Raw genomic sequence first — 10,290 nt, forward strand, 5'->3', positions numbered from 1 at the left:
CCTACCCAGGTGGTGACTTGTCGAGCCGAACGGTGGGAGGGGGACCCACGGTTCGGAGGGCGATGCCTCCGCAGCAGCGGACGGCGGATCCGATGCGATCGCGCGCCCCAGCGCCACGGGGGCGCGGCGGAGCGCGAAAAGGCATGCGGGCATGGTCACCTCAGGAATCCTTGGGGGTGGACGGAATCCGGGACGCGACAAACCTTACAGGGAGCCGTTGTCAAGCGTCACACGCACTCTCAATGCTGGGATGAGGATGAGAAATGCTCAGGGAAGCGCCGGTCCATTCACGTCATCTTCCGTTCACGTCATCCCAGCCCCGACCCGGGATCTCAGGCGGGGAGAGATCCCGGATCAAGTCCGGGATGACGATTGTCCGGGACGACGAGGGAAGTCCGGGATGACGAGCGAGGGCTCAGGTTCAGGGCAGCAGGACGGTGGCTCGGATCAGGTTGTGGTCCGAGGCCAGCGGGCCGCGCAAGGTGCCGTCGCCGTTGAGGTTGACCACCGTTTCGTAGTCGGTGACCCGCATCCGGGTGACGAAGATGTAGTCCGGGTTGCTGCCGTTCACGCCGCTGGTGCGCCGGCCGTCGCGCCGCAGGTTGTTGTAGCTCGAGTATTCGGTGTGGATCCGCTTCTCGACCGTGGCAGAGCCGCTCGGGCTGGTGGACCGGTAGCCGTTGCCCAGTGGGTCGATGAAGCCGGCCGCCCGCATGATGTCGTAGGGCGCATTGGTCGGCGCGTCCCACTTGGTCGAGTTGTAGTCGCCGACGGCGATCGCCGGTAGCCCGCCACGGTGCGCCGCGATGGTCTGGACGACCTTGCGCGCCTGCGCATTGCGAATGGTGTAGAAGGTGCGCGATCCGGCGGGGTCGTTGCGCGGCTCGAGGTGGGTGCTGGTGAACAGGAAGCGCTTGCCGTTGATCCGGTGTTCGAAGACCGCCCAGGCCACGTATCGGTCACGGCCGATGCCCGGCAGGTCGGCCAGCTGTTGTGAGCCCTGGCTGATCAGCCGGACGGTCGCGGTCTTGTAGGCGATCCGGACGGCGCCCGATGCGCCCCGCTGCACCGGCTTGCACTTCTTGGGGCGTTCGGCGTTGCGGCAGTTGAACCGGGTCAGGTTGGTGAGCCGATACCCCGCCGGCGCGAGCAGCCGGGCGACGTCCTCGAACTGGGTGCGGTTGGTTCCCTTGAGCAGCGCATGGGACGCCTCCTGCAGGCCGACCACGTCCAGGCCGGAATTGACGATGGTGGAGACCACCGCTTGCCGGCGCGGACCCCAGGCTCGGCAGTTGGCGCACTGGATGTTGTAGCTGCCCACCCGCAGCGGGTCGCCGTCCGGCGTGGTGAGGCGCTGGACGCCGCTCCAGTCGCTCTGCGGTCCGCGGGCGTTGATCAGCCGAGCCCGCACTCGATAGCTGGTGCCCGGGCGCAGCTGCGGGGCGACCAGCCGGGTACCGGTGGGCGTGCTGCGCTTCGGCTTCTTGCCCGGCGCCGTCCACTCCAGCTGCAGCTTGGTGCCCTTCGCCGGCTTGATCCAGGACAGTTCGCCGCGCACGGACGAGGTGGCGCGGGTCTCGACGATCGGAGCCGTCAGCGGGTAGGGGGTCTGCACCGCCAGTTCCACCGACGCCGATCCGAGCGGCAGGCCTGTGGCGTCGGCGGCGGAAACCTGCACCCAGTAGCGGGTATGCGGCTTCAGCCGGCTGAACGCGGCCGCCGTCCGGGTGGCGACCAGGGTCTGCAGCGGCGCCCCGGCGCGAGCGCTCTTGAGTTGGACCCGATAGCCGGCAGCGCCGGGGACGGGCGTCCAGGACACGGCGAGCAGGTTCGACCGGGCGGTGGAGGCGTCCAGTGCCGGACGCGGTGCGGACGGCGCAGCGGTGGACGGTTCGGGGGATGCGGCAGCGGCTGAACCGGACGGCGAGGCACTGGCGAGTGAACCTGGTGCCGGCGCGGTGTCCGTCGACGGTTGCGCCGAGTTGGTGCCGTCGGCACCCGGTGCCGGGCTGCTCGATGCGGACGCGCTGGGAGCCGGGCTGTCGGCAGGTGCCGGAGCGGACGCGGTGGGCGGCGGCGTGGTGGGTTCGGCGGCGGCGGGGAGTGCGGTGCCGGACAGGGCGAGCATGACGACGAGCGTCGTCAGCGGCGCATGCCAGGCCCTTCTGCTCAACGCGGTTCCCCCCGAAGTCCACGAGTGCTGGCGTGACGCTATCAGCCTGCGATGAGGGGAACCTGAAGCTAGGTTGAGCGTATGCAGAATGAGTGCTCCCGGTTGCCGGTCGGCGACCACCTGGAGGCGCGATGATCGCGGTCGAGGACTACCGGGAGCGGGTGCTGGCCCTGGTGGCCGGTCGCCGGCTCGACGCGCAACCGGTGGCGTTGGCGCAGGCCGCCGGACGGGTGCTGGCCGACGACCTGATCGCGCGGGTCGCCGTCCCGCCGTTCGACAACTCGGCGATGGACGGCTTCGCGGTGCGCGCCGCCGACGTCGCCCAGGTGCCGGTCGAACTGGCCGTGGCCGGCGAGAGCGCGGCCGTCGGCGGCGACATTCCGGCGGTGCGGCCCGGCACCGCCGTCCGGGTGATGACCGGCGCTCGGGTGCCACCCGGTGCCGACGCCGTCGTGCCGGTGGAACTCACCGATCAGCCGGCCGGCGCGACGCCGCTGCCCGACCGGGTGCGGATCGTGGAATCGGTGCCGTCCGGACGCCATATCCGCCCGGCGGCGGACAATCTGGCCGCCGGCGATCTGGTGCTTCCGGCTGGGACGATGCTCACCCCGGCCGCGATCGGGGCGGCGGCGAGCGTCGGCTACGGCGAGTTGTCGGTGTGCGCGCGGCCCAAGGTGGCGGTGATCGCGACCGGTGCCGAGCTTGTCGAGCCCGGACGCGCGCTGGCCGCGGGCGAGATCCCCGACTCGAACTCGGTGATGGTCGCCGGTCTGGTGACCGCGGCCGGTGCCGAACTGGTGACGGTCGCGCGCTGCGGCGACGAGCCGGGCGCTCTTTCCGAGCTGCTGGCCGGCCTGCCGCAGGTCGACGTCATCTTCACCACCGGCGGGGTGTCGGCCGGTGCCTACGAGCCGTTGCGTCAGCTCGGCGCCGGCTTGGACTTCTGTGCGGTGGCGATGCAACCCGGAAAGCCGCAGGGCTGCGGGCTGGTGGAGGGCGTCCCTCTGGTCGCCTTCCCGGGCAATCCGGTCAGCTCGTTCGTGTCGTTCCAGATGTTCGGACGGCCCCTGCTGGACGCCCTCACCGGCGCGTCCGCATCCGTGGTGCGCCGCCGGGCGGCGGCCCTGGACGGCTGGCCGTCGCCGCGCGGACGGCGCCAGTACGTTCCGGTGGTCACCGAACTGGACGGAGTCCGGCTCACCCACCGGCTCGGCTCAGGTTCGCACCTGGTGGCCTCACTGCACCGGGCCGACGCGCTCGCGATCGTGCCCGAGGAACGCGAGGCGGTCGCGGTCGGCGACATCCTCGAAGTCATGGCAGTGTGACCGGATGCGTTTCACCCACTTGGACGCCGCCGGCGCCGCCCGCATGGTCGACGTCACCGGCAAGCAACCCACCGTGCGCGAGGCCACGGCCACCGGGCTGGTGACCTGCTCGCCCGAGGTCGTCGAGGCACTACGCAGCGGCACCGTGCCGAAGGGCGACGTGCTGGCGGTGGCCCGGGTCGCCGGCATCGCGGCGACGAAGAAGGTGCCGGACCTGTTGCCGCTGGCGCACGTCATCGGTGTGCACGGCGCGGTGCTCGATCTGGAGATCACCGATGCAGGGGTGGTGATCACCGCCACCGTCCGGACCGCCGACCGCACCGGCGTCGAGATGGAGGCGCTCACCGCTGTCACCGTCGCGGCGCTGGCCATCGTCGACATGGTGAAGGGCGTCGACCGGTCCGCGGTGATCGCCGACTGCCGGATCGTCGCCAAATCGGGCGGACGCAGCGGCGACTGGAAGCGCTGATCGCGTCGGCTAGGGCTTGTGGTCGCCGCCGTCCAACTGGTCGACGATGTGGGCGACCAATGGCCCGACCACCGCGATGGTGTCGCGGACGCCGCCCGTCGACCCGGGTGCGTTCACCACGAACGCGGAGGGCCGCTTGGTCGAGGTGACGATACCCGCCTCAGCCCGGGAGATCACGGCCGTCGGCACCTGCTCGGCGCCGCGACGGCGGATCTCGTCCACCACCCCGGGCAGTGGCAGCGAGAGCAGCTCGGTGGTGACCTGCGGTGTCACATCGCGCGGGCCGATGCCGGTGCCTCCGGTGGTGATCACCACGCGGGCGCCGTGCTTGATCGCCGAGCGGATGCCGCGCCGGATCGCTGTGGGTTCGTCCGGGACGACCGCCAGGGTCGCGTCGATGCCGTGTGCGGCGAGCAGGCTGACCGCCAGCGGTCCGGACCGGTCCGCGTAGGCGCCGGCGCTGGCGCGGTCGGAGACGGTGAGGACGGCGCCGGGGATGCGGTTCATGGGTTCACGCTAGTAGGTCTCGTTGGTTGAGCTTGTCGAAACCAAGCTGCCGCGGCTCGGGAAAGGTCTCGACAAGCTCGACCAACGGTGAGCGACGGGATGGCCTCAGTCAGGAGGCGGCTCGGCGCAGCTGGTAGAGCGCGTAGCCGAACCGGCGTCCCTCGCGGTCCACCTCGATCACCGTCTCGGTGAGGACGCCCAGCCCGGCCAGTGCGCGAGCCAGCTCAGGGGCGGCGTCCTCGGACCAGATCACCAGCACCCCGCCGGGCGTGAGCCGTTCGGACGCCGTCCGCAGCCACTCGGCGGCGTAGACCCTCGCGTTCTGGACGTGGATCAGGAAGCCCGGGCCGTTGTCGACGTCGAGCAGGATGGCGTCGTAGCTCTCCTCGCGCCGGGGCAGCCATTCGGCGATGTCGCCATGGTGCAACTGGATCCGGGGATCGTGCGCCACCCGTTCCAGCTGAGCGGTGACGCCCTGCACGGCCCACTCGATCAGCGGCCCGGCCAGCTCCACGACGTCGACGTGGCGTGCGCCGTTGTCGAGCAGCCGGGACGCGGTGTAGCCGAGCCCGAGCCCGCCGACCAGCACCCGTCCCGGTGCGGTGCCGGCGGCGTCGGCCAAGGCGAGTTCGCTGGTGACCTCGGTGGAGTCCATCGCAAACACGCCGTTGACGATCAGTTCCTGGATCTCGCCGCGCTGCCGCAGCACGATCTCGCCCTGGGGCGTCGTCGCCCGGCCGAGTTCACGCATCGGCAGCTTCGTCGCCTGGACGTGTGGCGCGCAGCGCGATCAGAGCGGCGAGCGATCCGTTGAGATAGCCGGCCAGGACGTCGCTGGCGTAGTGCTGGCCGTTGTACAGCCGCGACCAGCCGAGCAGCCCGAGATAGCCGACCAGCCCGGCACGGAGCGCCACCCGCGCGGGTCGTGGCAACGCCCGTCCGGCGTGATCGAGAGCCACGGCAAGGGCGGTCATCGCACCGACGTGCCCGCTGGGGAAGCTCGACGTGGGCTGTTTGGTGCCGAGACGCTCCACCGCGGGCCGGGGCCGTCCGACCAGCGCGGAACTGATCACGTGCGTTGCCGAGGCGAGCGCCATCGCCAGGCCGGGCTCGAGGGCGGCGCGACGTCGGCCGCGAACCAGCAGCAGGCCGGTGAGACCGACGCCGATGCCGACGGCCCGCGAGGTGTCGGAGCTGTGTGACACGGCGTGGGCCAGGCGTGCGGCGGGCGGCCCGCCGCGGCCGCGCAGGTCGTGGTTCAGCCGGTGCTCGGCGGGCAGATCGTTGAGCGGTCCGGCGATCAGGCGCCCGGCCGCCACATTGGCGGCGACCAGTGCGCCGAGGGCGGCGGCGCTGCGCAGGACCGGTGACATGGCTGGGAGCGTAGTGGGTGACGTGCGCGGTGGGGTCGACAGGTCGTCCGGGGCCGTCCGGAAGTAGTGGAGAATGGGCGGGTGGCAGCCCGTCGTCCGAGTCCCACCGTGCCCCAGATGCTGGTCGCCGTGGCGGCTCTGCTGATCCCGGTCGTGTTGATCTACCTGTGGTTCAGCCGCATCCCCGAACCCAAGGCGACAGCCGTCGACTGGCAGCCGGTGGTGGCCCAGGCGCGCGCCGAGGCACCCTTCCCGGTGCTCGCACCCAAGGAGCTGCCCGACACCTGGACGCCGGTCCGGGCCCGCTGGACGCCGCAGGGCGAGCCGGGGCTCGACCAGAAGCCGGCGATCGGCAATACCCTGCAGCTGGGCTTCCTCACCCCCGATCAGATCTACATCGGGCTCGACGAGCGGGACGCCGACCCGCGGGGACTCATCCGCGACGCCACCCGCGGTGGCACGGCCGATGGTGAGAGCCAACTCGGCGGCGAGCCCTGGCAGCGTTTCGTCAGCGATGACGACCGGACCCGTGCCCTGGTCCGCAGCGGGCCGGACAGCACCGTGGTGATCAGCGGCGATCTGCCCTACGAGGCACTGGAGGCGTTCGCCACCACGCTGGGTTAGGACTGGGTGAGCGTGCCCTGGTGATAGAGCGCGCGCCAGCCGTCCGGCGTCCGTTCCCACAGGGTTGACCGGCGCGAGCTGCGTTCGCCCTGCAGCAGCAGATAGGTGGCGAGCCAGACGCCGTCCGCGAGTTGCCGCACCGCGAAGTCGTCCACCACCCGGGCGTTGTCGTCGGGGTCGACGCCGGTTGCGTAGCGCTGCGTCACCACCTCGATCACGTAGTCACGGCGATAGACCGCGCCGGAGGCGCCCACCTCCCAGTACGCCGGCGCGATCAGCGCGTCGACCGCGGCCCGGTCCGCTCCCGGCGGCAGCCGGTGAGTCAGCGGCTCCAGCGCCAGCAACTGTCGGCGCGCGGCGTCCGGGGTGATCGCCTCCATGCGCCCAGGCTAGGACTCGGTGTGCTGCATGGCAGAACACCGAGCGGAATCCTTTCGCGCGGCCGCTCGGCGCGGTTAGTCTCGCCATAACCCGTACCAGGCTCCAACGGAGGAGATCCCCGCAATGGCACAGCTCGAAGGCGACGTCGTCTACCCCGATCCCTCGATCGCGGCCGAGTCCCACGTTCCCTACCCCGACAAGCTGCGGGCCGAGGCGCTCGCCGATCCGGAAGGGTTCTGGGCCGACCGGGCCCGCGAGCTGGAGTGGTTCTCGCCCTGGGAGAAGGTGGTCGACGATTCGAACGCGCCGTTCTTCAAGTGGTTCACCGGTGCCGAGGTCAACATCGTGCACAACTGCCTCGACCGGCATGTGGCCGGGCCGAACAAGAACAAGCTGGCGCTGATCTGGCAGAGCGAGGACGGCAAGGAGCACCGCACCTTCAGCTACTTCTCGCTGCACCGCCAGGTCAACCAGATGGCGAACGTGCTCAAGGCGATGGGCGTGGTCAAGGGCGACAAGGTGACGATCTACCTGCCGCGCATTCCCGAAGTCTTCTTCGCCATGCTGGCCTGCGCCAAGATCGGCGCCATTCACTCGGTGATCTTCGCCGGCTTCTCCTCCGACGCCCTCACCGACCGGATCGACGACTCCCAGTCGAAGCTGGTCATCACCGCCGACGGCTCGTGGATCAACGGCAAGGTCTTCCCGCTGAAAGAGATCGTCGACAAGGCGGTGAAATTCTCGCCGACCGTCGAGAACGTGATCGTGGTCAAGCGGACCGGCTCCGAGGTCGTCATGGATCCGCTGCGCGACCACTGGTACCACGACCTGCAGGCGCTGCCGATCGCCAAGGGCAACTGCCCGACCGAGAAGCTCGACTCCGAGCACCCGCTGTACATCCTGTACACCTCGGGTTCGACGGGTAAGCCGAAGGCGATCCTGCACACCCACGGCGGCTACATGGTCGGCATCTACACGACGCTGAAGTACTCCTTCGACATGCGTCCCGAGGACCGCTGGTGGTGCACCGCCGATCCCGGCTGGGTGACCGGACACTCGTATCTGGTGTACGGGCCGCTGCTCACCGGTGCCACCACGTTCATGTTCGAGGGCGGCCCGACCTACCCGTACCCGAGCCGCTGGTGGCAGCTGGTCGAGTACTACGGGATCACCCAGTTCTACACCGCGCCCACCGCGATCCGGTCGTTGATGCGCTTCGGTGAGGCGTGGCCGAATCGGCACGACCTGTCGTCGTTGCGGCTGCTGGGCACCGTCGGCGAGCCGATCAACCCCGAGGCGTGGCGCTGGTTCTACCGGGTGATCGGCAAGGAGCGCTGCCCGGTGATCGACACCTGGTGGCAGACAGAGACCGGTATGTTCCAGATCACCCAGGTGCCGGGTGAGCCCCAGAAGCCGGGCTCGGGCGGCAAGCCGTTCTTCGGCCAGGACGCCGCCATCCTCAACGAGGCCGGCGAAGAAGTGCCGGACGGCGACGAGGGTTTCCTGGTGCTGAAGAATCCGTGGCCCGGCATGTTCCGGACGCTGTACGGCGACGATCAGCGCTACATCGACACCTATTGGTCGAAGTACCCCGGCGTCTACCTGGCCGGGGACGCCGCCCGCCGCGACGCCGACGGCTACTTCTGGATCATCGGCCGCACCGACGACGTGATCAACGTGTCCGGTCACCGGCTCGGCACCGCCGAGGTGGAATCGGCGCTGGTGTCCCACCCGGACGTCACCGAAGCCGCCGTGGTCGGGCTGCCGCACGAGGTGAAGGGCCAAGCCATCCACGCCTTCGTCACCCTGCGGGTGGGTGTCGCGGGTAGTCAGGAGCTGGCCGAGCAGCTGCGGGCGCATGTGGCGTCCCACCTGTCGCCGATCGCCAAGCCGGACGCCATCGACTTCCCCGACAAGCTGCCGAAGACCCGCTCGGGCAAAATCATGCGCCGCGTCCTGAAGGCGCGCGCGTTGGGCCAGGACGAGGGCGACCTCACCACCCTGGAGGACTGAGCGAGTTCCGCCCCGTCCCACTCCGGCCGACTCCGTGGTGACGTTGCTCCCTTTCGGTGGAATTGCACCGGCCTGAACCGGGCGAGGCCGTCGAAAGGGTGCGACGTCGAGCAGACGCCTCCGCTGGGCTAGCGGCGTCCGAACGGCGCCAGGGCGACGACCAGCAGGATCACCGGGAGGGTGAGCAGGGCGAGTCCTTCGAAGCCGATCCAGCCCAGGATGCCGCCGGCGGCGATCGCGCCGAGAGCGCCGAGCAGGCTCATCGCGGCGTCGTTGCGACCCTGCCGGCGGACCCGCAGCGCGGGAGCGGACGCTTCGGTCAGCAGTGCCGCGCCGGCGACGGTGGAGGCGCTCCAGCCGAGGCCGAGCAGGATCAGCGCCACGGTCACCCAGCGGGCGTCGGACGCCCCGAGTGCGATCACCGCGACGCTGGCCGCCAGGATCAGGTAGCCGAGTGCGATGGTGCGCAGCCGTCCCCAACGGTCGGCGAGCAGGCCGAAGACGGGGGAGAGCGCGTACATGCCGGCGATGTGCAGGCTGATGGTCAGGCCGACGATGGTGAGGGTCGCCCCGTGGTGCAACAGATGAATCGGCGTCATCGCCATCACCGACACCATCACGGCGTGTGCGCCGACGACGGCGAGCATCGCGTAGCGCGCCGCCGCCGGACGGTCGGCGCGCTCCGGTAGGGCGTCCGATCCGCGTTGGCTCAGCGCGATCTGCCGGGACAACAGCAGCGGGTCGGGCCGCAACCCGAACCAGTACAGGGCGATGCCGGACAGTTGCCCGACAACGGTGAACAGATAGGGACCGGTCAGTTCCGGCATGCCGACCAGATGGCCCAGGGCCTCACCCGGACCGACCAGATTAGGACCGAGGACTGCGCCCAGCGTCGTCGCCCAGACCACCAACGACAGGTCGCGGCCGCGGGACACGTCCGTGGCCAGGTCGGTGGCGGCGAACCGGGCCTGCAGATTGGCGGCCTGCCCGGCGCCGATCAGCGCGAACCCGACCAGCAGCATCGGAAACGACCGGACGGGTACCGCGCCGATCACCAGCCCGACACCGACCAGCGCCACCGCCATCCCGGACGCCAACGCGGCCGCCCGCCCCCGGCGTCCGGCCAAAGCGGCGAGCGGCATCGAGGTGGCAGCCGTCCCGAGCGTGATGGCCGCCGTCGCCAGGCCGGACAGCGCGTCGTCCCCGGAGATCACCGCGGCAAGGACGGCGCCCAACGACACGGTGGCACCGAAGCTGATCCCGCTCAGCACCTGACCCGCCGACAGCACCGCCAGCGTCCGGCGCCGGCTGCGGGTCAGATCAGGCATCTCCTGCGTCAACTCGGGCACCCGCGACACCCTAGCTCCCGGCTCGCAGGTCTGAGCTTCCGGATCCGAAGCAAGACTTGGGGAAGCACTGATCGTT

Annotated in this window: 10 protein-coding genes; 4 read left to right on the forward strand and 6 right to left on the reverse strand. The window is 70.4% G+C overall.

Translation table 11 applies throughout. The annotated features are described in order from the left end of the window. Positions 1-421: 421 nt before the first annotated feature. Positions 422-2,128 (reverse strand): fibronectin type III domain-containing protein, encoded by a 1,707-nt coding sequence (locus Q0066_RS12370; protein WP_298133322.1) that lies wholly within the window; start codon positions 2,126-2,128, stop codon positions 422-424. A 176-nt stretch (positions 2,129-2,304) separates the two neighbouring features. On the opposite strand from Q0066_RS12370, the gene glp reads away from it, so the two are divergent. Further along, positions 2,305-3,498 (forward strand): gephyrin-like molybdotransferase Glp, encoded by a 1,194-nt coding sequence (glp, locus tag Q0066_RS12375; RefSeq protein WP_298133324.1) that lies wholly within the window; start codon positions 2,305-2,307, stop codon positions 3,496-3,498. 4 nt (positions 3,499-3,502) lie between these two features. Further along, entirely contained in the window at positions 3,503-3,967 is a 465-nt protein-coding gene (gene moaC / locus Q0066_RS12380; protein ID WP_298133326.1) for a cyclic pyranopterin monophosphate synthase MoaC, read from the forward strand. Between the two features lie 9 nt (positions 3,968-3,976). Here the strand turns inward: moaC and Q0066_RS12385 are convergent, their stop codons facing one another. From Q0066_RS12385 to Q0066_RS12395, 3 genes are all read right to left on the reverse strand, one after another. Beyond that, a complete protein-coding gene (locus Q0066_RS12385) occupies positions 3,977-4,474 on the reverse strand; it encodes a MogA/MoaB family molybdenum cofactor biosynthesis protein (protein ID WP_298133328.1) in 498 nt (165 codons plus the stop codon). 109 nt (positions 4,475-4,583) lie between these two features. After that, positions 4,584-5,225, reverse strand: coding sequence for a methyltransferase (locus tag Q0066_RS12390; RefSeq protein WP_298133330.1), 642 nt, complete (start codon positions 5,223-5,225; stop codon positions 4,584-4,586). Then, positions 5,218-5,847 (reverse strand): phosphatase PAP2 family protein, encoded by a 630-nt coding sequence (locus Q0066_RS12395; protein WP_298133332.1) that lies wholly within the window; start codon positions 5,845-5,847, stop codon positions 5,218-5,220. Before Q0066_RS12395 ends, Q0066_RS12390 begins: the two co-directional genes overlap by 8 nt. Before the next feature lie 81 nt (positions 5,848-5,928). Here Q0066_RS12395 and Q0066_RS12400 point away from each other — a divergent pair, with 81 nt between their 5' ends. Beyond that, on the forward strand, positions 5,929-6,471 hold the full coding sequence (locus Q0066_RS12400) for a DUF4245 domain-containing protein (protein ID WP_298133334.1): 543 nt from the start codon (positions 5,929-5,931) through the stop codon (positions 6,469-6,471). On the opposite strand, the gene Q0066_RS12405 is transcribed toward Q0066_RS12400, so the two are convergent. Next, entirely contained in the window at positions 6,468-6,851 is a 384-nt protein-coding gene (locus tag Q0066_RS12405; protein ID WP_298133336.1) for a DUF4440 domain-containing protein, read from the reverse strand. The genes Q0066_RS12400 and Q0066_RS12405 overlap by 4 nt on opposite strands. A 124-nt stretch (positions 6,852-6,975) precedes the next feature. Between Q0066_RS12405 and acs the strand changes: the two genes are divergently transcribed. Then, positions 6,976-8,865, forward strand: a complete 1,890-nt coding sequence (acs, locus tag Q0066_RS12410; protein WP_298133338.1) for an acetate--CoA ligase — start codon at positions 6,976-6,978, stop codon at positions 8,863-8,865. A gap of 128 nt (positions 8,866-8,993) precedes the next feature. Here the strand turns inward: acs and Q0066_RS12415 are convergent, their stop codons facing one another. Beyond that, positions 8,994-10,214 carry an MFS transporter gene (locus Q0066_RS12415; protein WP_298133340.1) on the reverse strand — a complete coding sequence of 407 codons (1,221 nt, stop codon included), beginning with the start codon at positions 10,212-10,214 and terminating at the stop codon, positions 8,994-8,996. Between the last annotated feature and the right edge of the window lie 76 nt (positions 10,215-10,290).

Origin of the sequence: Micropruina sp., from assembly GCF_027492755.1 — a bacterium.
Taxonomy (GTDB): domain Bacteria; phylum Actinomycetota; class Actinomycetes; order Propionibacteriales; family Propionibacteriaceae; genus Micropruina.